Here is a 25,338-nt window from a genome sequence, read left to right as displayed (position 1 = left end):
TAAGACGCTCCGCTCCAAAAGCAAGGCAAACATTCCTCACTTACCGATCTTTCCTTGCATTTGAAGCGAAGCGCCTTAAAAGTACATGTTCAAATGAAAAGTACCAGCCAACACCAAATGAACAACCGCTAGATAGTAAAAGAGTTGCATAAAAAGAACCCTTAGTGTGGTTTTCAAAAAATGCATTGCTCTCAAAGCTCTTCAAAGAGCATAAAGAGAAGTGCCATCTATAAAACCACACTAAGGGTTGGTCATAACAACTCTTTATTCACCCAATCAACTATCCACCATTCACCATATTTCATTCACTCACACGTCCTTTCTAAGACGCTCCGCTCCAAAAGCAAGGCAAACATTCCTCACTTACCGATCTTTCCTTGCATTTGAAGCGAAGCGCCTTAAAAGTACATGTTCAAATGAAAAGTACCAGCCAACACCAAATGAACAACCGCTAGATAGTAAAAGAGTTGCATAAAAAGAACCCTTAGTGTGGTTTTCAAAAAATGCATTGCTCTCAAAGCTCTTCAAAGAGCATAAAGAGAAGTGCCATCTATAAAACCACACTAAGGGTTGGTCATAACAATTCTTTATTCACCCAATCAACTATCCACCATTCAATAAAGCCCATCTTCCCTCGCACTTTCTTTAAGACGCTCCGCTCCAAAAGCAAGGCAAACATTCCTCACCTACCTATCCTTCCTTGCATTTCAAGCGCAGCGCCTTAAAAATACATGTACAAGTGAAAAATGCCAGTTGGTTTCAAATGAACAACCGCTAGGTAGTAGAAGAGTTGCATAAAAAGAACCCTTAGTGTGGTTTTCCAAAAATGCATTGCTCTCTAAACTCAACATCAGAGGATGAAAGAGAATTGCTATCTATTTATGGATTTAAGGGAGGGTAGACATAAAGCCTACCCGTACAGGGACATTATGCTTTGGGTGGGATTTATGTCATTTCCATTAAATGTAGTGTATTTGATTGCACATGACCACAAAATCTAGGATAATGTTAGTGTCGGGCGCTAAGTGGCGGGTGACGGTTTTGAAAGAGTAAATAGTGAAAAACACATACATAAACTTTTAAAAGGGAGATTGATGGGATGAAAAAATTAATTGCTTTGATGCTGGTGGTTTTGATGTTTACCAATATGGCTTTTGCTGTTGGGTTTACGGATCTTAATGATGCTAGCTGGGCTGAGGAGTACATTACACGTATGGCGGATCTTGGGATTGTCACGGGGTATTCGGACGGGACCTACAAGCCCCTTGACCAGGTGTCGAAATATGCGGCCGTGGTGGTGATCTACAGAACACTTGACGCTCAAGGACTGATTGACAAGAATGAGGTCGAGGTACTTAAAAACAGATATGCGTCGGCACTGACAAGCTATTCGGTACCTGCATGGCCCAACCTGCATGAGGCTGTGGCCTACTTTATAGAAAACAAGATACTGGCGGCTACGGACCTTTCTGGATTTATGAAGGATGGTGTGCACCAGGATATTTCTAGAGAAGACATGTCGAAGTACCTTGGTAAGGCCCTCAATCTGTTTTTAAAAGAGGATACGAACCAGATCATCAGCTTGCCTACGATCAAGGATGTGACAGCCATTTCCTTTGAAAGCTTGAAATATGTCTATATCTTGAACAAACATGCGATCGTATCTGGTGATTCGAACGGCTACTTCAATCCGACCGCACCCTTAAACAGGGCGGCGCTTGCGAAGATGCTTTCGACGAGCATCGACGTGCTTGCTAAAGAGAATGCGGTGGTGGACAAGGTGATCAATGCCACTGTCTATGTAAAGCTTGATGATACGAGAAAGATCGTCTTTTATGAAGTGGGATCGACTACTTCGTCTTATATTGAAAAAATCGATGATACGGTTGAAGTGGTTATCGGGTCTGAACCTGCTGGTTACAGCGATATCACCCTCGATATGATCGTTCAGCTCACCTACAAAAACGATAAGCTTGTGAAGGTCACATCGGACAATGTGGAACGTAAACTTACAGAGGTGACGGGTGAAGTGACCAATATCGCCTCTTTATCCGGCAACAGCTATATCTATGTTAAGAACGACGTGACAGGCGCCATTGAGTTTTATACGGTGGACAAGGATATCGTAGTGACATCCGGTGGAGAAGCCGCCCAGTATGACGGGATGGTCGTTGGTGACCAGGTGACCCTTGGGATTTCTGAAAAGGTCGCTTATACGATGGACTTTGAAACGAAGTATCAGACCCTTAAGGGTGTGATCAAGTCGATTGTTGTGGACGGCGAGCCTAAGGTGCTGATTACTATCGGTAGCGGCGACAAGCTGTTTACGGTCTCTGACACGGTGAAGATCACGCGTAACGAAAAGGTAAAAACAATCGGCGCCCTGCTGGTTGGAGACGAGGTTGTCGTTGAGGCGACCTTTGACGAGCTTACTAAAATTACGGCTACAGGTGTGATAGGTAAAGAGAACGGTGTGATTTCTTCTGTGACGATCGGTGATACCTATCAGATCGTGATCAGGGATGTGAACGGAAACGAAAACACCTACACGATCGATGAGAGCGCCAAGGTTACCATAGACGGCCAGGTCAAGTCGTATTTTGACCTAAGGACCAACTATACGGTGAGCGCCGTGGTGGAAAGTGCTGTGATCAGCGAACTGACAGCTACGTCAAAGGTGGCAAAAAACTACATCGTAGGTTATGTTGAAACGGTGTACACGGAGCTTTCGGTGCTGATTGTGAACGTGGACGGCGTGAGCTATACGGTCAACACGAACGCTTCGACGATCATGCTTAGCAGTTCGGGTATCAAGCAGAGCTTCACAGGATTCAAGGTGGACCAGACCGTCTTTGTTTACGGCGTGAGAGAAGACAAAATCATACTGGCAGAAAAGTTAATGAGACTAGAGTAAGGTTAACCCACACAAGATTGTTTTTGTGTGGGTTTTTTCGTATAAAGTGAGCATTTTCCTAGATTTAGGGTATGAAAAGTAAATGGATGAAAACCATGAAAGCGGGTGTGACGATGGAACAAAAGGTGATGGAGAAGGTATTCGAATCGGTGATGCGAATAGAAAAAGAAGCGGAAGAAGCGATTTTAAAATCAAAGGAAATCGCCGATGAGAAGGATAGACATTTGAGAAAGCAGTTTAGGGATATGCAGCTCGATATCATGAAGGAAGTGCGTCAGAACTCCAAGCTGCACTATGAAAAGCGAATTTCTGAAGCTAAAAAAGAAGAAGCGAGGATTTTGAAGGAGTCTGAGGAGCATATCGCAAGACTGATTGAAATAGCGGACCGCAAGAAACAGATGATCGCCCAGCAGGTATTCTATCAGCTGTTCACAGAAAGGGGCAAGTCGCATGGGTAGCGTGACGAGGTTCGCGGCCCTGTACACCAAGGTGAAGTCCCTAGAAAGCGGACTTCTCACGAAGGAGGACTACCATACCTTGATCAATCTGAAGACTGAAGATGAGGTGATCGAGTACTTGGTGGACAACAGCATCTACGGCAAGCTTGTGAAGGTGAAAAAGTACGAGACGGACGAGGCGGTGAACTTTGAACGCGTGCTCAGAAGGTATGTGTTCAGCAAGTACGAGCAGCTGATCCATTATGTGACGAATGAAGAACGTAAACTCTTTAAACTGCTGCTGGCAAGATATGAGATAGAAAACCTGAAACTGGTCATCAGGTCGGTGCTCAGGCAGGACACGGACAAGATCGACGCACAGCAGCTTTTGGTATCCAAGCACTTTGAATTTAAGGATTACCCCCATCTTTTAGAGTCTAAAAACCTGGAGCAGGTGGTTGACCGGTTGATGGGCACGCATTTTGGACCGCTCTTAAAACCCTTTGTAAACGAATCGAACGACCGGGTGCTCTTTTATATGGAGATGACCCTCGACCGACTCTATTTTAAAAGGCTTGCGGATCAGATGGAAAAACTTGCCGGAGAAGGTAAGACCTTTATGCTGGACCTCTTGGGAACCAATATCGACTATTTGAACATTCAGTGGATCTACCGGGGGGTCAAGAACTTTGCGCTGACGCCCGAAGAGCTCTTCAACTACTGCCTTGACGACGGTAAGTACTTGAATTTGAAAAAAGTGAAGACGCTGTGCTATCTACCGAGCTACCAGGTCCTTATCGAAGAACTAAAGAATTCGAAGTACCGGTCGCTCTTTATGGAAGAAAGCAATATGGATTTGATTATGGAACGCGAAATGGAAAGAAGCCTGTTCGAACTGTTTTCTGAACTTAGCAAGAAGGGAAAGCTGAATCTGGTGACGCCGATCGGGTTTTTGCATAAATTGGAATATGAACTCAGGGACATCTTTGCGATCATTGAAGCAAAGAGGTATGGCCTTGATGCTAAACAGACTTCGCAGTTTCTTGTGAGGACATTGGAATAGGGGGTGGATCATTTGATTGAAAAGATGTCGTTTATAAACGTAGTCGGCATGGTTAGAGATGTCGAAGCGGTCATGAAGACGCTGATTTCGACAGGAAAGGTCAATATTGTCAAATCAGAAACCGGCCTTAAGGTGATAAGGGACAATTACGAAGAGATCTGGGGTGTGCCCAGCGAATTTTTGACGGATACGATGAAACACCTCGGGGAACCGCTAGAGATTAAAGAGACCGAAAAGAAATTGGCCGTGCTGATGGAGAAGCTTAGTATGGACAATGCCTTACATAAGGAAATGATCGTTCCAAAATTGACAAGGGCCAAGCTGATTGAGGATGTGGACCAGATTTACGATAAGTTCGCCCTTTTGAACGCCAAGATAAATTCCTTGATTGAGACCTACGCTGCGGTGAACAGGCAAAAGATCATCGCAGGACTTGAGGAAGTGGCCTTCAACCTAAAAAAATTCAGGAACCTGTCGCATTTTGACATCAGGTTTGGAATGATGGACCACGAATATCAAAAACGGCTGGAGCTAAATTATGAGAATGTGAACGCCTTGGTCTTCAGGCTTTCTGACCATGACGGCGAGCCGGTTTTTATGGTGATCACGCCTAAGGTGCTCGAGCATCAGACCAATGCGCTCCTTAGGTCGATGTACTTTAAGCCTATTGAAATCCTATGGGAATACATGGATTACCCCAAAGTCGCTCTCAAGATGATCAACGACAAGCTGCTGTCGATCCAGGACGAGCTTGCTGATCTTGGAACGGAGCTAGAGAGCTTTGAAGAGGAAAATGGTGAGCTGATCAAAAAGGCCTACACGCAGCTACAGCTTGAAAAGACCCTTGACAGCGTGAGGACGCATATCTCTTGTACGGGACGGCATTTTCTTACCTGCGGCTGGGTGCCGACGGTGGAAGTGGAAAATGTGAAGAAGGCGCTAAACGCCTTTATGGGGCGCATCTATTTTGTAGAGCACTCTGAAAAACTTATAAATACGGAAAAGGTGCCCACGAAGCTTAGAAACCATCCTTTTTTTCGACCGTTTGAAGCCCTGGTGACCCTATATGGAACGCCATCGTATAGGGAAGCGGATCCGACAAGCTTTTTGGCGATCAGCTATATGATACTCTTTGGAGCCATGTTCGGGGATGTAGGTCAAGGTTTTATCTTCGCACTGGTAGGATACTTGATCTCGCGTAAAAAGAGCACTGCTGTGAGTGGAGTCTTGATTCGTATCGGCTTATCCTCGATGCTCTTTGGATTTGTCTACGATTCGATGTTCGGTATTGAACATCTGATTTCGGGTGCGCTTATTGATTTGTTCAACAACGACGCGCTTGAGCATCTGTTTTTGAGACCGATCGAGAACACCAACCTTGTGTTGATGATCTCTGTCGGCGCCGGTATTGTCTTCCTGCTGGTCAGCTTTGTGTACAGCATCGTCAACAAGCTTCGCACGGGCGATATCAAGGAAGGGATTTTCGGCAGAAACGGAATCAACGGTCTTGTCTTGTTTTGCGGACTGTTGACTCTTGGGGGCATGACCTATTATGAAGCTCCCCTTTGGTCGATCAGGATTGTGATGGCCGTGTTAGGCCTTACCGTACTGCTTTTGATTGTCAGAGAACCCTTGAGCAACAGCCTGGTCGGAAAAAGGCCGCTCTATCACGAGGGTGCTGGCGCCTATTACATGGAAAGCGGCTTCGAACTGCTGGAAACCTTTTTAAGCATGCTCTCAAACGGTATTTCCTTTATCAGGGTAGGAGCGTTCGCACTCAACCATGTCGGACTCTTTATCGCTTTTCATACCATTGCCGAGATGATCGGCACAGGCGCAGGAGATGTCGCGATGTTTCTTGTGGGAAATGTGGTCGTCATCGCACTCGAAGGTCTGATCGTCTTTATTCAGGGCCTGAGGCTGATCTATTATGAGATGTTCAGTAAATACTATACTGGCGACGGCAAGGCGTTTTTAGGTATCGATGTCGGTGTAACTATTGAGAGACAGACAGATTACAGGTGAAAACATGATTACTATTGAAAGTAAATTAGAAAAATTTAGAGAAACGATTCTTGGCAAGGTGGAAAAAGATGCCGAGTATTTTAGGTTTCAGAACAGCGCCGATGAAGAACGCATGCTTGCAAAACGAAGAGAAGAGCTTGAACAGGACGCGAGCGAGCTGGCCAAGAAAGAGGCGAAAAAAGCGGAGGACGAGTACCTGAAAATCATCTCGGACGCAAAGCTTTTTTGCAGTAAAAAGGCGCTTGAGGCGAGGCAAAGCATGCTTAAGGCGGTGATGGACCGCTTGGTGGAACTAGTCAAGGTATTTAAGTCCTCACAGGAGTACAAAAGCTATGTCGCGCGTCAGATCGAGTCGCTTCCGCTTGAGTTTTCAAAGCTGGAAACGCTTGAGGTCAAGTGCATGGACGAGGACCGGATCTTTATCAAGGACGCCTTTGAGTCCCTTGGCTTTAGCGGGGAAATCCTATTCGAAAAGCTTTCGGAACGTTCGATCGGGGGCTTTGTGGTAAAGGAGAAAAAGTATAACAGCAGGTTCGACATGAGGCTTAGGGAGATGGTTGAGGACAGTGCGGACCTGATCGGTGAAAAATTGTATGTGCTGCTTGAAAAGGCTGGAGAGTGACCATGGGTGAACAAACGAAAATTAGTTTAGTGAACGGGCCGGTGGTCAAGGCGAGTCCGATGTTCAACTTTCAGATGAGAGAAATGGTCACCATAGGCGGCAAGAAGCTGATCGGCGAAGTGGTGAAATTGGAAAACGGAGTCGGAACGGTTCAGGTATATGAAGAGACTGAAGGGCTGAAGATAGGCGATGAGCTTATGGGGACAGGAAAACCCCTTTCTGTAAAGCTAGGCCCCGGACTGATGGGGAACATGTTCGACGGGATCGAACGCCCCCTGGATAAGATGCAGGCCAAGGGTGAAGGGTATATCGAGGAAGGCATAGGTCTTTTGTCGATAGAGCTTGGCAAGGCTTGGCTGGTGAAGTTTGATGCCTCTGTCGGCGACTATCTTGAGAGCGGCCATATTTACGCTCGTATCCAGGAGACTGAACTGATCGAGCACCGCCTGATGGTTCCTGAGGGAATAGAGGGCAGGGTGGTCAGTGTGGAAAAGAACGGCAGATACGCGCTGAACGACCTTGTCATCAAGCTTGAAGACGACAGGGGAAACGTAAATGAACTGCCGCTCTATCAGGAATGGCCTGTACGAAAACCAAGAAGTGTGAAGGAAAGGCTGTTGCTTTCAAAGCCTCTGATCACAGGACAAAGGGTGCTCGACATGTTTTTTCCGCTTGCAAAAGGCGGGACGGCCGCCATTCCGGGAGGATTCGGCACCGGTAAGACCATGACGCAGCACCAGCTGGCCAAGTGGTCGGATGCGGATGTGATTGTTTACATAGGATGCGGTGAGCGCGGCAATGAGATGACTGAGGTGCTGGAGGATTTTCCAAGGCTTATCGACCCTAAGACGGACAGACCGCTGATGGACAGAACGATTCTTATCGCCAACACATCCAACATGCCCGTGGCTGCCAGGGAAGCGAGCATCTATACGGGAATCACCATCGCTGAGTACTACAGGGATATGGGATATCACGTCGCGATTATGGCGGATTCGACGTCAAGGTGGGCGGAAGCCTTGCGGGAGATTTCGGGTAGACTCGAAGAGATGCCCGCCGAAGAAGGATATCCGGCTTACCTGCCCTCAAGACTCGCAGAGTTTTATGAGAGGGCCGGCTATGTGATCACGCACCAGGGAAGCGAGGGTTCGATCACGGTGATCGGCGCGGTTTCTCCTGCGGGCGGTGATTTTTCTGAACCTGTTACGGAGAACACCAAGCGGTTTGTGAACGCCTTCTTGGCGCTTGACAAGAAACTGGCCTATGCTAGGCATTATCCTTCGATCAACTGGTTGAACAGCTATTCTGGTTATCTGAAGACGCTTGAGCCGTGGTACAGGGAGAATGTCAGTGAGGACGCCTTTACGCTGAGGGCCGAGATGCTCAGCATTCTCTATGAGGAAAACAAATTAGCGGACATCGTGCAGCTGGTGGGCGAGGATGTGCTGCCCGACAACCAGAGGCTGGTGATAGAGATATCGAAGGTGATCAAGGAAGGATTTTTGCAGCAAAACGCCTTTCATGAACAGGACACGTTCGTTCCGCTGCCCAAGCAGTATCTGATGCTTGAACTTATCAAGTACCTGTACGATAAGGCGAAAAAGGCGATCGACAAGGGCATTCCCATCTCACTTGTAAAAAACGAAAAGCTGTTTGAACAAGTGGTGAGAATGAAATATAACATACCGAATGACGATTTAAGGGGAATTGGCAGGTTGCTATCGGAAATAGATATCTATTATGATGCACTGCTTGCAAAATACGATTAGCGGAGGATGAGGATATGAGATTGATTTTGATAGCTGCGATGTTCGTAGTCGGGCTGACAGTTTTGTTAGGCTTTTACTACATCAAAAAAGAAGATTTGAACGCAAGAAAACAGATGAGGAAGTACCTGCGTGTGAACCTTATGGTCTATGTGCCGCTCATGCTTGTCGCCATCATGATTCTGGTGCCGCAGATCGTCTATGCGGCGGATGATGCGGCCGGTTCTTCTACAGATAAGGGAATCGGACTGATCGCTGCGGCGCTTTCGACTGGCATGGCGACCATCGGTGCGGGATATGCCGTGGGTGCCGTTGGTTCATCCGCCCTTGGAGCGGTGAGCGAGGATCCTAAGATTTTGGGTAAGACGCTTATTTTTGTGGGACTTGCTGAAGGTATCGCGATTTACGGTCTGATCATTTCGATTCTGATACTCGGACAGTTATAGGTGGCTTATGAAAACGCTGCTTATCACTAACGCATCCGACACCAGGGTGGGTATGCGCCTTGCCGGCATTGAGGCTGTTATGGTGACCTCTGGGGAGGAGACGCTTGTTCGCCTTAAAGAGGCTATCGAAAATCCGCAAGTGGGGCTTGTGCTCTTGACAGACGGGATTGTCGACAGCTGCTATGAAGAGGTAATGGCGCTAAAGCTTGTTGAGAAGGACACGATGATCCTGACGATACCTGATCCTGGGCAACCCTTTAAAGACCATATCGCTCAGTATGTGCGTGAGTCGATCGGCATAAAATTCTAAGAGGTGCATGATGAAAAGAGAATACTTGAACCTACACAGCATAGAAGGTCCCCTTATTGTACTGTCGGGGATCTCAAATGCCAGTTACGGCGAGATTGTGAATATTGTTGATGCTAAAGGAAATCCGCGCAAGGGCAAGGTGATCAAACTTGACGGAGACAAAGTGGTCGCCCAGGTCTTTGAAGGAACGATGGGACTTTCCACGATAGATACGACGGTCAGCTTTACCGGGCGCCCCTTTGAGATAGGGCTCTCCAAGTACATACTAGGTAGAACCTTCAGCGGCATCGGAGAACCCATCGACGGCGGTGGAAAGGTGTTTGCAAAGGCCACCTACAACATCAGCGGGAGGGTGATGAACCCAATCGCAAGAAGATACCCGAGAAACTTTGTACAGACTGGTATCTCATCGATCGACACACTTGCGACCCTGATCAGAGGGCAGAAGCTGCCGATTTTTTCTGGTAACGGGCTTCCGCATAACGAGCTGGCGGCTCAAATCGCAAGGCAGGCAAAAATTAGCGACAAGGAGGATGTTCCTTTCGCCATCGTCTTTGCCGCGATCGGTGTCAAACATGACGATGCCGCCTTCTTTAGAAAAACGTTCGAAGAGTCGGGGACGCTGTCTAGCGTGGTGATGTTTCAAAACCTTGCCGACGACCCGATCGTTGAGAGGATATCGACGCCAAGGTGCGCGCTGACAGCCGCCGAGTATTTGGCCTTTGAAGAAGGCTACCATGTGCTTGTGATCATGACGGATCTGACAAGCTACTGCGAAGCGCTAAGGGAGATAGCTTCTGCAAGAGAAGAGGTGCCCTCGAGAAAAGGATACCCGGGGTATCTGTATTCGGATCTGGCGTCGCTTTATGAACGTGCCGGCATGATCAAAAACAAAGTTGGCTCGATCACTTTTTTACCCATACTGACCATGCCAAACGACGACATCACCCATCCGATACCGGATTTGACAGGGTATATCACTGAAGGCCAGATCGTCTTGTCAAGAGAACTTGCCAACGACGGGGTTTATCCTCCTGTGAACGTGCTGCCGAGCCTTTCTAGACTGATGAAGGACGGCATCGGCGAAGGATACACGAGCGCCGACCATCCCGATGTGGCCAACCAGTTGTTTTCGCTGTATTCACGTGTGCAGGACATCAGGGGTCTTGCGCAGATTATCGGGGAGAACGACCTGTCTGAGATGGACCGAAAATATATGGAGTTCGGCAGGGCGTTTGAATCTGACTTTGTTGTGCAGAAATACGATGAGAACAGAAGTATCACAGAAAGTCTTAAGTTGTCATGGCGACTGATGAGCATGCTTCCTAAATCCGAACTCACCAGACTTAGCGAGGAACTGATCAATAGGCATTATGTAGGATGACGATAAGGATAAACCCATGAAACCAGTAGCGACAAAGGCAAATCTAATAAAATCTAAAAACATGCTTAGCTTTTCGCAGCGTGGATTCGAACTGCTCGATAAGAAAAGGAATGTGCTCATCAGGGAAATGATGGAGCTTATGGGGCATGCGAAAAACATCGAGGCCGAAATAGCGACGCTTTATTCACAAGCTTACAGGGCCCTTGAGTATGTGAACATCACCATGGGGACGGATGCCGTCATAGACATCGCCCGAGCGATCCCGAAAGAGCGCGATTTTGAAGTCAGGCTCAAGAGCGTGATGGGGGTGGAACTGCCCCAGATTATCTACAAGGAACAGAAGGTGGAGGCGTCATACGGGTTTTTCAGATCGAATCCTTCGCTTGATATCGCAGTAAGCTCCTTTAACAAGGTGAAATACCTTAGCTATGAGCTGGCGCAAGCGGAGAATGCGATCTTTAAGCTGGCGATGGAAATCAAGAAAACACAGAAAAGGGCGAATTCGCTTGAAAAGATTCAAATTCCTAAATTCAGGGAATATGTCAAGAGCATCACAAACGAACTGGAAGAGAAGGAGCGCGAGGACTTTTTTAGGCTTAAACGCGTGAAGAGCAAGCAAAAGCGTTAAGACGATTCGAGTTTCTATGTTATAATAAGCTTGCAGTGTTGGTTCCACTGTAAATAAATTTCTTGGGGGAATTAAAATGAGTAAATTGATTATTACTGCGGCTCTCACTGGTGCCGAGGTGACAAAGGAAATACAACCTAGTCTACCTGTATCGCCAGACGAGATCGCACAGGCGGCATACGAGTGCTATTTGGCGGGGGCGTCAATCGTACATGTGCATGCAAGAGACCACGAAGGAAATCCTACGCAGGATTTTGCCGTGTACAAGGAAATCAAAGAGAAAATCGAAGCGAAATGCGACATCATCGTCCAGCCTTCGACAGGTGGTGCGACTTGGCATACTCCAGAGCAGAGATTGCAACCAGTTGAGCTTGCTCCTGAGATGGCGACCTTGAGTGCTGGAACTTGCAACTTCGGACCTGAAGTCTTTATGAACACCGAAGAGAATATCGAACTGTTCGCACTTAAGATGAAAGAGATGGGTGTTAAGCCTGAGATTGAAGTGTTTGAAAGAGGAATGATCACAAACGCCCTCAAGCTCGTGAAAAAAGGCGTTTTGGAGTCACCACTGCACTTTGATTTTGTACTGGGTGTACCTGGCGCTTGTCCGGGAGAGCCTGAAGACCTCATGCACATGATCAGGACGATTCCTGTGGGATCGACGTGGACGGTCGCTGGAATAGGAAGATACGAGACTCCGCTTGCACTGATGGCGATTGCCATGGGCGGACATGTCAGAGTCGGATTTGAAGATAACATCTATTACAACAAGGGTGAGCTTGCGACGTCTAACGCGCAGCTTGTCGAACGTGTCGCAAGGATCGCAAGAGACGCGGGAAGAGCTGTCGCCACTCCGGATGAGGCTAGAGCGATCTTGGGAATCAAGAAAAGATAATGACTTGTGATTGAATGAAAAAGCAAAAGAGTAGAGGCTCCGTCATCGGTGCCGCTACTCTTTTTTAGTTTTCAATAGGGCAGCACTTGCAAGCCGTCCATCAGGTTTTTGTACTGAGTGGTGTTGATGTAAAAATACTGGTCGAAGGAGGTATAAGGCGATGCCGGGGCACCGCTTACCTGCTCTGTTAGTTTTGGATTCTCAGTGGCCTTCTTTTCAGTCACAGGATCCAGGACCGTCCAAATTCCGTTGATCTGCGCTTCGACGAAGTAGTAGGTCTTTGTGCCGATCTGGCCCATATAGACTTTCGCCGGTATGTCAGAAGCCCTTAAGAGTGTCGCAAGCAGGATGTTTGCCTCAAGCGGCGTCGCCAGGTGTTTGATAATCACATCATTGGAGGTTCGGATGTTCTCGAGACTCTCCAGTGTTTCAGCTTCAAGCTTCACATCGGTGAGGATGTAGTTGTAGATCGCCTGGGCTCTCAGATAGCTGCTGGTCGTCTGGTTTGTGAGGAAGCTTGTCAGAGAGGTCGCTTCAACGGTATTGCTCTGTGCGTAGAGCGAAGGAATCAGGTATCTGGTCACTTTGGACGAGAGGTTGATCGCGCTGAACTGAAGCAGCAGCGAATCCTTCGTCTGGTCCGTGGTCTTGGCGAACAACTGGATATTGTGTTTGCCTATGCCAAAGGGCGTATACAGGAAGCTGTCGAACTCACCGGTTTTGTTGACTGGAATATTGAACGACGTACGCTGGTCGCCTTTTGTGATGACGGCATAGAGCTTTAGGATCGACTGATGCTCTTTGATCGAGCCTTTGATTTGGAATTTGCTGGTCACCTCCTGGTTTGAGGTGAACTCGTTGTCTAGGTGGATGCCATAGATCATAAAAGGCGGATACTCGATATAGTGCTCGTTGATGCTTTCGACTGTTTTCGCGTTGAGCTGCATCTGGTCCAGGATGGTATGATAGATATCCCGGATATAGGTTTCGTCGGTTGTCACACCGTAGCTGCCTTCGAAGATGTAGAATTCACCGTCTATTTCGAGGATATATACGTCATAGAACCTTTGGAGCTTGTTGTCGTTGAGAAAATACCCGAAAGCGCTGAAGGTGTTGTCGTCCGCTGCAAAGGTCGAATCGTAGCTGAAGACGACCTTGGTACCATAGGTATCGATGAGCGCCTGTTTGTATCTGTTCTTGTACTGTTCTTCTGTAAATTTCTCGATATTGGCATAACGTTTGATCGCGATCTTGTAATCGTCGTAGTCGTCCAAGATGCCGTAGGTGTTGTCTTCAAGCAGTTTCCACCCATAGGGGATGGAGATGGTCATATTGTAGTCGTCGATGTCGACCGCTGTAAAGAAGATATCGTTCTTATAGCTGAAGCGTGCCCTTTCTCGGGTGTTAAGGATGATCTTGTTCTGCGCTGAGTCGAACTCGTAGGTGATGTCGAATGACATCGCGATGAACTTTGCCGGCAGGTAGGTGCGGCTGTTGAGAATGACTGGAGCGTGCGTAAGGGCATAGGATTTTCCGTTTCGGTAGGCGGTGCTGTTTCCTATTTGCAGTTTGACGTACATGTTGCTTCTATAGGCTGCGATATGCCTTGTTTCACCGTACCAGTCCACCCTTGCGCCGAGGACTTCGAAAAACTCGCGCATGGGGATCATCGGCTCGCCGTCGATGAGTTTTGCAGGAAGGTCGAAAGTGACCACCGAACCGTCGAAGACGATCGTTAGGTTTTTGGTCGAAGTATTGGAGCTGGCAAAAACAGCGCTTTGCAGCAGTAAAATTGCAATGATGATTGAAATAACTTTTTTGAACATTTAAACGCCCCCTAAGGCTGAAGTAGGATTATTTTCACTACCTATTTTATATCACAATTGTGAACATTCAATCACAGTAATAAAGTAGTAATGTGAATTTAATAAAGCAGTCTATTTGCTCAACTTGGCTTAGTATGATATGATTGTTGCACAAATCAAGTGGTGTAGGTAGCCAGAACCCGCCTAGATATAAATCCCGATAAATATAAGATCGAATGTAAGGATAAAAGCACAACCAGGAGGTTGTTTAATGAAAAGAGAAGCACTTGAAACGCTTAAGTTATCTGACCTTAGAGAAATCGCTAAGTCGGCTGGCATTAAGTCTGTCATGAAGTACAAAAAATCGGAGCTTATCGACCTCTTGTTCGAGATCGACCAGAAGAAGACGCTTGAAGAAGTGCAAAGTCCCGCGAGTGAAGCGGCTGTGCCGGTTGAAGAAGCGGACGACCTTGAGGCGCTTTCTGCCGACGAGGACGACTTTGAGCAGCCTGCGATCGATCCTGCTGCGGACCCGGTGCCCACTCCCAAGAGAACACAAAAATCGGACTTTAATTCGAGAAGCAACCAGGAAGTCGAGGGTGTTCTTGAAATCATGGACCAGGGATTCGGTTTTTTGAGGTTTAAGAACTTCTTATCAAGTGATGAGGACGTGTACGTGTCGCCATCGCAGATTAGAAAATTCAACCTGAGAACCGGAGACAAGGTTTTTGGTACGGTCAGGCCTTCTAAGGCCGGCGAGAAGTTTAGGGCGCTATTGAAAGTACAGACTGTGAACAGCATTTCGCCAAGCAAGGCGAGCTGGAGAAAGAACTTTGACGACCTGACTCCGCTCTATCCCGATGAGCGTCTAAAACTGGAAAGCTCCTCTACGGATCTTGCCATGCGTATCATCGACCTGATCGCCCCAATCGGAAAGGGCCAGCGTGGAATGATCGTCGCTCCCCCAAAAGCTGGTAAAACGATCTTGCTTCAAAAGATTGCAAAAAGCATCACAACCAGATATCCTGAAGCGGAAGTCATCGTGTTATTGATTGACGAGCGTCCTGAGGAAGTTACTGAAATGAAGCGGTCGATTGACGCGGATGTGATCTATTCTACATTTGATGAACTCCCTTCCCATCATATCAAGGTAGCCGAAATGGTCCTTGAACGGGCAAAGGGACTTGTGGAGATGGGAAAAGACGTAGTGATACTCCTTGATTCGATCACAAGGCTTGCAAGAGCCTACAACCTGACGATTCCTTCAAGCGGGCGTACCCTATCAGGTGGACTAGACCCTGCGGCGCTCCATAAGCCCAAAAGGTTCTTGGGTGCTGCTAGAAACATCGAAGAAGGCGGAAGCCTTACGATTTTGGCGACAGCCCTTGTGGAAACGGGGAGCAGAATGGACGATGTCATCTTTGAGGAATTCAAAGGGACGGGCAACATGGAGCTTATATTGTCCCGTAAACTTTCTGAAAAACGCGTATTCCCTGCCATTGACATCAATAAGTCGGGTACAAGAAGAGAAGAACTGCTGCTCGACCAAAAGGAAATGGAAATCATCTGGAACGTCAGACGCGCCCTTGCCAACGCTTCTGTGCAGGATGTCACCGAGTATATGATCAAAGAGATGATGGCGACAAAGACCAACGACGAATTTGTAGAAAAAATGAGGGGCAGATCCTTTATCGAAAATAAACGATAAATTATCGGTTGCAATCACATGGAATACATGCTATAATTTAATGGTTTTCATACTGGATGAATCATGTTCGTATTTAGAACGTGACTTAATAACAGAAGTATATTATTTGAAGAAAAGAGGTGAGCCAAATGAAAAAGGACATCCATCCTAATTACAACACAATCGAAGTGCACTGCGCATGTGGTAACAACTTCGAAACAAAATCTACTAAAAAAGAGATCAGAATCGAAATTTGTTCTGAGTGTCATCCTTTCTTCACTGGTACAGTTAAGCAAGTGGAACGTGGCGGTAGAGCAGAAAAATTCAAATCGAAATACAATCTTTAGAATTTGAAGCAAGAAATGGATTAGGGTTAAGAACTCTAGTCCATTTATTTTTTGTTCACAAATGTATGTTACAATGGTATCAAAATAATCTCGGAGGCTGAATCAATGTCAAAACTTTATTTTCGTTACGGTGCAATGAATTCCGGTAAATCCACTGCCCTCTTGCAAGTGGCCCACAACTACGAAGAGCGCGGAATGCACGTTGTGCTGATGAAGCCCTTTACGGATAAAAAAGGTGGAAACACGGTTGTATCAAGACTTGGAGTTGCAAGAGAAGTTGACTTTCTAGTCACTGAAGAAGATGATTTGATCAGCATTGTCGGCAAGTATCAGAGACAGCATAAGGCTGACTGCATCCTGGTGGACGAAGTGCAGTTCTTCTGCAAGGAACATATTGACCAGCTATTCGAAATCGCGGTGACGATGAACGTGCCTGTCATCTGCTATGGACTTAGAACGGATTTTAAGACGAACGGATTTGAAGGCAGTAAAAGATTGCTGCTGCTCGCACATACCTTGGAAGAATTGAAGACGATCTGCAGGTGTGGCAAGAAAGCCCTACTTAACGGTAGGACTATTAATGGAGAATTTGTTTTCGAAGGAGCGCAAGTGGCCATAGACCACGTTGGTGATGTCAGCTACGAGTCATTATGCCCGAGCTGCTACTTTGAATTGAGAGATAGATCAATTTAGAAAGTACCTGTTTCCCGAAAGGAAAAGATGATGAAAGAAAAATATTGTGATATAGGCGGTCAGGCCTTGATAGAAGGCGTGATGATGCGCGGTAAGAAAACCATTGCCATGAGTGTCAGAAAAACAAACGGCGAAATTGAAACGAAGCTGGATCAGACGAGCCAGTTTTTCAACCATGCCCTCTTTAAGCTTCCTATCATAAGGGGCATGGTCGCCCTGATCAATTCAATGATCATCGGTGTTCAGGCCCTTACTTACTCGGCGGAATTTTTCGCTGAAGCGGATGACGGCTATGAGGAATCGAAGTTCGACCTATGGGTGAAGAAAACGTTTAAGGATCAGGCGGACAATGTGCTTATCGGATTTTCCATGATCATGGCCTTTGGCATGGCGATTATCATGTTCGCTGTCATTCCTTCTGTGATTGCAGGATTCTTGAAGGTGAAGATAGCAAATGTGATGGCGCTCGCCCTTGTCGAGGGACTGATCAAAATCACCTTGTTTGTAGGATATATTCTGTTGATTTCAAGAATGAAAGACATACAAAGGGTGTTCGAGTATCATGGAGCGGAGCATAAGACGATTCACTGTTTTGAATCGGGTGAGGAGCTGACTCCTGAGAACGCGCAGAAATTTTCGCGCATCCATCCGAGATGCGGTACGAGCTTCCTTTTATTTGTACTCGCAATCAGTATCGGTGTGTTTTCGTTTGTGACATGGTCGTCGATAGGCATGAGGATCGTGCTTAAGATCCTACTCCTACCGGCTATCGCAGGACTTGCTTTTGAGCTGATCAAGATATCTGGAAAGTACGACAATTTTCTTGTCAAATTCATCAGTCAGCCAGGTCTTTGGATGCAGCGTATCACTACACGCGAGCCTGACCTGAAGCAGCTTGAAGTAGCCATCGCCTCTATGGAGGCGGTATTGGTCGAAGAGGGTGTCAAGGCGTGCAAGTTTTAGGTGAACTGATAAAAAGCGGCAGCGAGCTTTTGACAGGGGTTTCTGATAGCGCGCAGCTGGATGTAGAGCTGATTGTGATGTCTGTTTGCAAGCTCGAGAGATACCAGCTGGTGACAGGCAGGGACAGGGAACTTGATGAAGACTCATGCCTTAAAATCGAAACGATGATCAAGAGGCGCCTTATGGGTGAACCTATCGCCTACATCATCGGCGAGAAGCATTTTATGGGGCTGAAGTTTGCTGTGACAAGCGGTGTGCTGATTCCTAGGCCCGACACAGAGGTACTTGTTGAAACGATCCTTGAGGACTACGAAGGTAAAACGTTCAGCGGAGTCGAAATCGGAAGCGGAAGCGGTGCGATCTGTATCTCCCTTTTAAGCTATAGCAAAGAGAGCAGGATGACAGCGCTTGATATTTCTGAAATAGCTATTGAAATCACCAGTCAAAACGCTTATAGTAATGAAGTGAAAAATCGTTTGACGGTACTCTATTCCGACGTGTTCAGCGCGCTGGATAAGGATGCGAAATACGATTTTGTAGTGAGTAACCCTCCCTATATCAGGCGCTCTGATATTGAGGGACTGATGAATGATGTAAAGGACTTCGAACCGCATCTGGCGCTTGACGGCGGCTTAGACGGACTCGATTTTTATAGACAGATCACAGAGGAGTCGCCAGGTTATCTTAAGTGCGGCGGCGGACTCTATTTTGAAATCGGCTATGATCAGGGCAAGGATGTTTCGGAATTACTTGAAGCCCGTGGTTTTTGTGAGGTTCGTATAATTAAGGATTTAGCCGGGCACGACCGTGTGGTGTGCGGCAAATGGAAAGAGTAGGTAGGATATGTTAGACAAGTTAGTGATGCTTGAAGAGAAATTTATCGATCTTGAATACAAGATCTCAGATCCTGAGATCATCAATAATCAGAACGAGTGGCAGAAGTTCATGAAAGAGCATGCCGATATCGCGCCGATTATCAATGTGTACAGAGAGTTCAAGCAAGTGATGTCAGGGATTGAAGAAGCAAAAGAAATCCTTGAAACCGAAAAAGACGAGGAAATGCGTGAGCTTGCCAAGATGGAGCTTAAGGACAATGAGGAACGCGAGCTCGAGCTTCGTGAAGAGCTGAGACTGCTTTTGCTACCGAAAGATCCGAATGACGATAAGAACGTTATCGTCGAGATCCGTGCGGGCGCAGGCGGAGATGAGGCCGGTCTGTTCGCAGGTGAGCTTCAACGTCTGTACATGCGTTATGCCGAGAAGAACCGCTGGAAAGTGGATATGATGTCCACAAGCGAGACAGGTGTCGGCGGCGTTAAGGAAGCGATCTTCATGATCGAGGGCAAGGGCGCTTATTCACGCCTGAAGTTCGAAAGCGGTATCCATAGGGTACAGCGTGTTCCCGCTACAGAATCACAAGGTAGGATCCATACGTCGACGGCTACTGTGGCTGTGCTTCCTGAAATTGACGATGTCGAAGTGGAAGTCAGAAAGCAGGACCTTAGAATCGACGTGTTCAGGTCGTCGGGTAACGGCGGTCAGTCTGTAAACACCACCGATTCGGCGGTTCGTATCACCCATCTTCCTACAGGTATCGTTGTTTCATGCCAGGATGGTAAATCACAGCTTAAGAACAAGGACAAGGCCATGAAGGTCTTGACTGCGAGACTCTATGAGATGGAGCTTGCCGAGCAGCAGTCTGAAATTGCTGAGGATAGAAAATCACAGCTTGGAACAGGTGATCGAAGTGGAAAGATCAGAACGTACAACTTTCCTCAAGGCCGTGTGACAGACCATAGGATTCCTATCACGCTATATAAACTGGCTCAGTTCATGGAAGGTGAGATCGATGAGATTATCGATGCGCTGATTACGATGAGACAGGCAGAAATGCTTGCAGAAACAGAATAATCCATAGAAAAACAGCGCCGAGAAATCGGCGTTTTTTTTTTAGAGGCTGCGTCTGACAATTCCGAAAATCGCGTTTTCATCCTTGCGCATCCCCCCTTAAAGGAGTATACTTTGATAATGTAGTGGGGGTTTCGAATAGGTATGTGTATTCGAAAAGACAGATTGCGAGGGGTCTTATATGGAAAAGTACTTCTACCTGGTTCAATTGGCAATTATCCTAATTGCGGCAAATATCGGTGGATTGATCAGTACTAGATTTAAACAACCGGCGGTTTTAGGACAAATTATCGTAGGTATGATACTGGGCATGGGGCTTATGGTGAAAACCGAATTTATAGGCGATATCGCAGAGCTGGGCGTCGTATTCCTGATGTTCACGGCAGGACTTGAAACAGATGTCGATGAACTGAAATCGTCCAGCAAATCGTCTTCGATGATTGCTCTTGGGGGTGTTGTCGTTCCTTTTACTCTGGTGAGTATCGGGACCTACCTGCTTACCCGCAGTGTCGAAACGTCGTTGTTTATGGGCATCGTATCCACTGCGACCTCTGTGAGCATCTCGGTGCAGACACTTAGGGAGATCGGGCGCTTAAGATCCAGACAGGGGATTACTATCTTAGGTGCGGCGATCATTGACGATATCATTGGAATTGTCCTTCTAGCGCTTTTACTAGGCGTGCTGCACCCCACAGAAGGGGCGCATATCGTACTGGTAATCGGCAAGCTGGGCATGTTTTTTGCTTTAACATACATAGTCGGTATAGGGATTTCTAGACTGCTTGATAGATTCTGTGAAAAGCTCAATATCAGCGACCATGTAGTCACTTATGCGATCGTCTTATGCTTTTTACTGGCATTCGCGTCAGAGGAGTTAGGTGTTGCAGCAATTACAGGCGCTTACTTCGCAGGTGTGGCTTTTAGCATGACAAAAGTGAGGCACAAGGTCAGCCACGACATCAACCTTATTTCGACTACCTTCTTTACTCCGGTTTTCTTTGTGGCGATAGGTATGGGGGTCAATCTTTTCTCGGCGTTTCAGGCGATAGGCATCGGTCTGATCCTTATTATTCTAGGCAGTTTGGGAAAAGTGATCGGATGTGGTGTAGGCGCGAAGCTTACAGGCTTTAATAAGTTTGAGGGCATGCAGATCGGCCTTGGGATGATTCCGAGGGCAGAAGTCGCTATTATCCTAGCAAATCTAGGTGTGACGATGAACATCATCACCGATAAGGAAATCGCAGGGGTGATCCTGATGGTGGTGGCGACTACGCTAATGACGCCGTCGCTGCTGAAATGGTCTTTCGAAAGAGAAAGCGCTATGATGGCGCCGAAGGTTCAAAAAACCGCTGTGTCACTTGCTGTTGAAAGTACTAAATGATAATAAGCCCTAAAGGTCGCGCAGCTTGCGCGGCCTTTTTATGCGTCCGAAAAACAGTACTTTCAACAAGGGCGCATATGTACTATAATATAGAGCAAAGAATCCGAGGTGTATACTATGACATTGATTATTGAGTATAAAAAAGAAAAGGGTGACGAGCAGCTATTAAAGCCTGCTGAGATTTTAAAGAACGGCGGTACGGTCGTTTTTCCTACAGAAACGGTTTACGGTTTAGGTGCGAATGCCCTTAGCGAGGAGGCCGCAATGAAGATCTATGCGGCCAAGGGACGGCCATCGGATAATCCGCTGATCGTCCATATCCACGATCAGAGTATTTTAGAAAGCCTTGTGGAAAGTGTCCCTAAGATTGCTGTGGAGTTGATGGAAGCGTTTTGGCCCGGCCCCCTGACATTGGTCTTTAAAAAGAGCGGGAAGGTGTCTGATATTGTTTCGGGCGGACTGGGTACGGTCGCTGTCAGAATGCCTTCTGACAAGGTGGCGCTTAAGCTGATTGAGCTTGCGGGCGTTCCTGTCGCGGCACCATCTGCAAATGTGTCGGGCAGACCTAGCCCTACAAGGCCCGAGCATGTGATCAGCCAGCTTTCAGGAAGAGTGGATGCGATCGTCACAGAAGGCGATGCGAAACATGGTCTGGAGTCTACGGTGCTGGATGTCAGTTCAGGCCAGGCGGTGCTCTTGAGGCCGGGTTCTGTCACTGTGAACCAGATCGAGGGTGTGATCGGTACGATTAGCCTTGATCCTACGCTGCTTGACAAGATGGACCATATGGTGCCTAAGGCGCCTGGCATGAAATACAGGCACTATGCTCCCGATGCCCAGGTTTATGTGCTTGATGAAGGACTCGATGAGTCAAGATGCAGACAGCTCGCATCTGAGTTTGAGTCTGAAGGAAAAAAAGTGAGGTTGATTTTAGAGTCAGATGCTGAAATTCTGGGTAAGAATCTTTTTGCATGGCTGATCGCTGCGGACAACTCAGGGGTCGATGTCGTTTTGATCAAGGCTGTGAGCACCGACGGCGTTGGACTTGCGGTGATGAACAGGCTGCTAAAGTCTGCCGGCCATCGAGTGCTGCTGTGAGAACTTCTGGGTCAGGGCGGAACTGACAGACTACATTTTTGAAATAACTTCAATTTTGAGGTTTTAGCTGATATAATAGTAAGGATGTAAAGCGATGCGTATAGAGGAGGTTACTATGAAAATTGCACTAGGATGTGACCATGGTGGGTTTGCTTTAAAAGAAGAAATTGCAAAGCACTTGGCTGGTAGAGGGTTTGAAGTAGTGGATTTTGGAACGTATTCGACTGAATCCGTCGATTATCCGGATTACTCGAAAAAAGCAGCTGATGCTGTCGTAAGCGGCGAGTGCGAGCGTGGGATCCTGATCTGCGGAACCGGCCAGGGAATCATGATGGCTGCCAACAAGGTAAAAGGAATCAGATGTGCGGTTCTTTCTGATGTGTTCAGCGCGGAAATGACTCGTATGCATAACGATGCCAACATGATCGCCTTAGGCGGTAGGGTGGTAGGCGTCGGTCTTGCCCTGAGAATTGTTGATGCTTATTTAGATGCACAGTTTGAAGGCGGTCGCCATCAGACACGTATCGATAAAATAATGGAAATCGAAGCTTAAACTAAAAAGGATAGGTGCCAAATGAGTAAAGTATTTGAGATGGATCATCCGCTGATCCAGCATAAATTATCTATTATCAGAGACAAGAACACGGGTTCTAAGGAATTTAGAGAGCTTGTCAGAGAAGTTTCGATGCTGATGGCGTATGAAGTGACACGTGAACTTCCGCTAGAAGATACGGAGATTGAAACTCCGATCATGAAGATGACAGGAAAGACGATCGCTGGAAGAAAACAAGGCATCGTGCCTATTTTAAGAGCCGGTCTTGGTATGGTAGACGGATTCTTAAACCTTTTGCCTGCTGCAAAGGTGGGTCATGTGGGTCTTTATAGGGATCCTGAAACGCTTGAGCCTGTGGAGTACTACTGCAAAATGCCTGCTGATATTGAAGATAGGGACCTTTATGTTGTAGATCCGATGCTTGCTACTGGTGGTTCTGCGATTGCGGCGATCAGATTTATCAAGCAGCGTGGTGCCAAAAGCATCAAGTTTGTCTGTCTTTTGGGCTGCCCTGAAGGCATAAAAGCGGTTCAGGACGCACACCCGGATGTGGATATCTACGTGGCGAAAATTGACGAGAAGCTGAACGATCACGCCTACATCATCCCAGGTCTTGGAGATGCCGGCGACAGACTGTTCGGTACAAAATAAAAAAAGCGCTTATGCGCTTTTTTGCTTTAGCCGAAAAGGAGGACGAGATGAGAATCGATAAGAACAACTACTATTTGGATATTGCAGAAACCGTCATCAAGCGAGGTACCTGTATCCGTAGAAATTTCGGGGCGATTATCGTGAAGAACGACGAAATCGTGTCCACTGGATACACAGGCGCGCCGAGAGGGCGTAAGAACTGTATGGATCTTGGCTCTTGCAGAAGGCAGGAGCTTGAAATTCCGCGCGGTGAAAGATACGAGATGTGCAGAAGCGTTCACGCAGAAGCCAATGCGATCATTTCTGCGGCGCGAAGCGAGATGATCGGAGCAACGCTCTATCTGGTTGGAAAAGAGGCGGATGGAGAGTATGTGCCCAGAGCAAGCTCCTGCGCGATGTGCAAACGGCTGATCATCAATGCGGGTATCGAACAGATCGTCGTCAGAGATACAAGTACTGATTTTAGGGAATTCATGGTAGAAGACTGGATAAGTCACGACGACTCCTTGTCTGAGTCCTGCGCCTACTGATTATGATATTAAGATAGCGTTACTTAAAATGAATTCTGTTGCCTTTTGACTTGTTTGGTTATAAAATAGCGTGGAGAGAAATCTTATCAAACGACAGAGGATTCAACAACAGATAGATGGAGGTTACTTCGTGGTAATCAAATTGTTTTTGCCGATGCTCACGGCTTTCTTTATGAGCTTACTTGCTACGCCGCTGATCATCAAGGTGGCGCATCATGTCGGTGCCATTGACGTACCGAGTGATGATCGAAGGGTTCACACAAAACCTATTCCAAGGTTGGGCGGACTTGCGATCTTCATATCCGTGATGTTCTCACTGCTGATCTTTATCGATTTACCTACGACGAAACTCTTAGGTATCATGATAGGGTCGCTTGTGATCGTATTTTTGGGCTTTGTCGATGACATCGCGCCGATCAAAGCAAAATATAAGCTTATGGTGCAGATACTCGCCGCCTTCATCCTGGTGTTTTCGGATATCCGCATCACGGGAGTCTCAAGCTTTTTCAACTTGTCGCAAACGATTTATGTGGATGAGTTCTTAAGTACTGCAATTACCATTCTTTGGATCGTTGGAATCACCAATACGCTTAATCTGATCGATGGACTGGACGGCTTGTCGGGTGGGGTCTCTACGATATCCGCGCTGACGCTTGCTTATGTCGCGTTTATCAACGGACGTATCGAAATTGCAATCATCACGCTTATCATCGCAGGAGCATGTCTTGGATTTTTACCATACAACTTCAATCCTGCAAGGATATTCATGGGGGACACAGGCGCTCTGTTTTTAGGCTTTATCCTTTCTGCGATATCGATAGAAGGTACCATTAAAAGCGCCACGGCGATCACTTTCTTCGCACCCGTTTTGGCCCTGGGGCTTCCTATTTTCGATACCTTCTTTTCGATTGTCAGAAGAACCGCCACAGGGAAACATCCCTTTGAAGCCGACAAGGGGCACTTGCACCATAGGATTCTGTCGATGGGATTCGGACAGAAGAAAACGGTGCTCATGCTGTACCTGATCAATACCCTACTTGGACTAGGCGGCGTTTTCTTGTTGAAAAAGCTGTATGTCGAAATGGGTATCACCATAGCGATCGCCGCCATTTTGATTCTGATTCCGATCAGGTTGAGCTTGAAGGCGAGAGTGAAGGTTGACGAGGAATAAATCAGATAAGGCTGTCGATGACAGCCTTTTTTATCGTAGCAGGGAAACATGTTGATAGGAC

24 protein-coding genes are annotated in these 25,338 nt (G+C 47.0%); 23 read left to right on the top strand and 1 reads right to left on the bottom strand.

What is annotated here, in order from left to right; all coding sequences use genetic code 11:
* Positions 1-1,099 precede the first annotated feature (1,099 nt).
* The 11 genes from DWB64_RS07575 to DWB64_RS07525 all read left to right on the top strand — a co-directional run bounded on the left by DWB64_RS07575 (position 1,100) and on the right by DWB64_RS07525 (position 12,490).
* Positions 1,100-2,914, top strand: coding sequence for an S-layer homology domain-containing protein (locus DWB64_RS07575; RefSeq protein ID WP_129487609.1), 1,815 nt, complete (start codon positions 1,100-1,102; stop codon positions 2,912-2,914).
* Between the two features lie 71 nt (positions 2,915-2,985).
* Positions 2,986-3,372, top strand: a complete 387-nt coding sequence (locus tag DWB64_RS07570) for a hypothetical protein (RefSeq protein ID WP_129487608.1) — start codon at positions 2,986-2,988, stop codon at positions 3,370-3,372.
* Entirely contained in the window at positions 3,365-4,414 is a 1,050-nt protein-coding gene (locus tag DWB64_RS07565) for a V-type ATPase subunit (RefSeq protein ID WP_129487607.1), read from the top strand. The genes DWB64_RS07570 and DWB64_RS07565 overlap by 8 nt, the downstream gene beginning before the upstream one ends.
* A gap of 12 nt (positions 4,415-4,426) precedes the next feature.
* The gene (locus tag DWB64_RS07560) at positions 4,427-6,439 is read left to right on the top strand and encodes a V-type ATP synthase subunit I (protein ID WP_129487606.1); all 2,013 of its coding nucleotides are present in this window, start codon (positions 4,427-4,429) and stop codon (positions 6,437-6,439) included.
* 4 nt (positions 6,440-6,443) lie between these two features.
* Positions 6,444-7,061, top strand: coding sequence for a V-type ATP synthase subunit E family protein (locus DWB64_RS07555; RefSeq protein ID WP_129487605.1), 618 nt, complete (start codon positions 6,444-6,446; stop codon positions 7,059-7,061).
* Positions 7,062-7,063: 2 nt separating this feature from the next.
* Positions 7,064-8,830, top strand: a complete 1,767-nt coding sequence (locus DWB64_RS07550) for a V-type ATP synthase subunit A (protein ID WP_129487604.1) — start codon at positions 7,064-7,066, stop codon at positions 8,828-8,830.
* 14 nt (positions 8,831-8,844) lie between these two features.
* Complete coding sequence (locus tag DWB64_RS07545; protein ID WP_129487603.1) at positions 8,845-9,273, top strand: ATP synthase subunit C; 429 nt, start codon at positions 8,845-8,847, stop codon at positions 9,271-9,273.
* A gap of 7 nt (positions 9,274-9,280) precedes the next feature.
* On the top strand, positions 9,281-9,583 hold the full coding sequence (locus tag DWB64_RS07540) for a V-type ATP synthase subunit F (RefSeq protein ID WP_129487602.1): 303 nt from the start codon (positions 9,281-9,283) through the stop codon (positions 9,581-9,583).
* A 10-nt stretch (positions 9,584-9,593) separates the two neighbouring features.
* The gene (locus DWB64_RS07535; RefSeq protein ID WP_129487601.1) at positions 9,594-10,967 is read left to right on the top strand and encodes a V-type ATP synthase subunit B; all 1,374 of its coding nucleotides are present in this window, start codon (positions 9,594-9,596) and stop codon (positions 10,965-10,967) included.
* Between the two features lie 16 nt (positions 10,968-10,983).
* A complete protein-coding gene (locus DWB64_RS07530; RefSeq protein WP_129487600.1) occupies positions 10,984-11,595 on the top strand; it encodes a V-type ATP synthase subunit D in 612 nt (203 codons plus the stop codon).
* 76 nt (positions 11,596-11,671) lie between these two features.
* Positions 11,672-12,490, top strand: coding sequence for a 3-keto-5-aminohexanoate cleavage protein (locus DWB64_RS07525; RefSeq protein WP_129487599.1), 819 nt, complete (start codon positions 11,672-11,674; stop codon positions 12,488-12,490).
* 71 nt (positions 12,491-12,561) lie between these two features.
* Here the strand turns inward: DWB64_RS07525 and DWB64_RS07520 are convergent, their stop codons facing one another.
* Positions 12,562-14,316 carry a copper amine oxidase N-terminal domain-containing protein gene (locus DWB64_RS07520; RefSeq protein WP_129487598.1) on the bottom strand — a complete coding sequence of 585 codons (1,755 nt, stop codon included), beginning with the start codon at positions 14,314-14,316 and terminating at the stop codon, positions 12,562-12,564.
* 250 nt (positions 14,317-14,566) lie between these two features.
* On the opposite strand from DWB64_RS07520, the gene rho reads away from it, so the two are divergent.
* The 12 genes from rho to DWB64_RS07460 all read left to right on the top strand — a co-directional run bounded on the left by rho (position 14,567) and on the right by DWB64_RS07460 (position 25,277).
* Positions 14,567-16,003: a transcription termination factor Rho gene (gene rho / locus DWB64_RS07515; protein WP_129487597.1), complete on the top strand. Its 1,437-nt coding sequence runs from the start codon at positions 14,567-14,569 to the stop codon at positions 16,001-16,003.
* Positions 16,004-16,131: 128 nt separating this feature from the next.
* Positions 16,132-16,329, top strand: a complete 198-nt coding sequence (gene rpmE / locus DWB64_RS07510; RefSeq protein ID WP_129487596.1) for a 50S ribosomal protein L31 — start codon at positions 16,132-16,134, stop codon at positions 16,327-16,329.
* A gap of 105 nt (positions 16,330-16,434) precedes the next feature.
* On the top strand, positions 16,435-17,022 hold the full coding sequence (locus DWB64_RS07505) for a thymidine kinase (RefSeq protein ID WP_129487595.1): 588 nt from the start codon (positions 16,435-16,437) through the stop codon (positions 17,020-17,022).
* 30 nt (positions 17,023-17,052) lie between these two features.
* Complete coding sequence (locus tag DWB64_RS07500; protein ID WP_129487594.1) at positions 17,053-17,985, top strand: DUF1385 domain-containing protein; 933 nt, start codon at positions 17,053-17,055, stop codon at positions 17,983-17,985.
* Positions 17,973-18,821, top strand: coding sequence for a peptide chain release factor N(5)-glutamine methyltransferase (prmC, locus tag DWB64_RS07495; protein WP_129487593.1), 849 nt, complete (start codon positions 17,973-17,975; stop codon positions 18,819-18,821). The genes DWB64_RS07500 and prmC overlap by 13 nt, the downstream gene beginning before the upstream one ends.
* Before the next feature lie 7 nt (positions 18,822-18,828).
* Entirely contained in the window at positions 18,829-19,896 is a 1,068-nt protein-coding gene (gene prfA, locus DWB64_RS07490) for a peptide chain release factor 1 (RefSeq protein ID WP_129487592.1), read from the top strand.
* A gap of 178 nt (positions 19,897-20,074) precedes the next feature.
* Positions 20,075-21,274 carry a cation:proton antiporter gene (locus DWB64_RS07485; protein ID WP_129487591.1) on the top strand — a complete coding sequence of 400 codons (1,200 nt, stop codon included), beginning with the start codon at positions 20,075-20,077 and terminating at the stop codon, positions 21,272-21,274.
* Positions 21,275-21,391: 117 nt separating this feature from the next.
* A complete protein-coding gene (locus DWB64_RS07480; RefSeq protein WP_129487590.1) occupies positions 21,392-22,372 on the top strand; it encodes an L-threonylcarbamoyladenylate synthase in 981 nt (326 codons plus the stop codon).
* Between the two features lie 115 nt (positions 22,373-22,487).
* Positions 22,488-22,925, top strand: a complete 438-nt coding sequence (gene rpiB, locus DWB64_RS07475) for a ribose 5-phosphate isomerase B (RefSeq protein ID WP_129487589.1) — start codon at positions 22,488-22,490, stop codon at positions 22,923-22,925.
* 21 nt (positions 22,926-22,946) lie between these two features.
* Positions 22,947-23,576, top strand: coding sequence for a uracil phosphoribosyltransferase (upp, locus tag DWB64_RS07470; protein WP_129487588.1), 630 nt, complete (start codon positions 22,947-22,949; stop codon positions 23,574-23,576).
* Positions 23,577-23,623: 47 nt separating this feature from the next.
* On the top strand, positions 23,624-24,106 hold the full coding sequence (locus DWB64_RS07465) for a deaminase (protein ID WP_129487587.1): 483 nt from the start codon (positions 23,624-23,626) through the stop codon (positions 24,104-24,106).
* Between the two features lie 130 nt (positions 24,107-24,236).
* On the top strand, positions 24,237-25,277 hold the full coding sequence (locus DWB64_RS07460) for a glycosyltransferase family 4 protein (protein ID WP_243118958.1): 1,041 nt from the start codon (positions 24,237-24,239) through the stop codon (positions 25,275-25,277).
* Positions 25,278-25,338 lie beyond the last annotated feature (61 nt).

Source organism: Fusibacter sp. A1 (genome assembly GCF_004125825.1).
In the GTDB taxonomy this organism is placed as follows: domain Bacteria; phylum Bacillota; class Clostridia; order Peptostreptococcales; family Acidaminobacteraceae; genus QQWI01.
Note: the sequence above shows the minus strand (reverse complement) of the source record. Positions and strands in the feature narration are given on the sequence as shown.